At 49.1% G+C, this 273-nt stretch carries 1 protein-coding gene; it reads left to right on the top strand.

Translation table 11 applies throughout. The features are described from left to right. Nucleotides 1-273 (top strand): response regulator (locus ACYP03_RS26130; RefSeq protein ID WP_459782688.1); only part of this gene is annotated, 273 nt, incomplete at both ends.

The raw sequence follows: 273 nt of genomic DNA, 5'->3' as shown, positions 1-273 counted from the left end.
GGGTTCTGATTGTGGAAGATAACCATAAAGTATCGGAAACCATTGCCGATTATCTGGAGCTGGAAGGCATGGAAACTGACTTTGCCTTTCACGGCGAAGCGGCGCTGGCTCTGGTCGCAGAAAATCATTATGACGTCATTATTATGGACATCATGATGCCAAGAGCGGATGGTATTACCACGGTACAGACACTGCGTCAGGAGCTGTTCTGCAACACCCCTATTTTGTTTCTCACAGCCAAGGACGGCCTGGACAGTAAGGTCGCGGCATTTA

The sequence above is a fragment of the Photobacterium sp. R1 genome, assembly GCF_054600795.1.
Note: the sequence above shows the minus strand (reverse complement) of the source record. Positions and strands in the feature narration are given on the sequence as shown.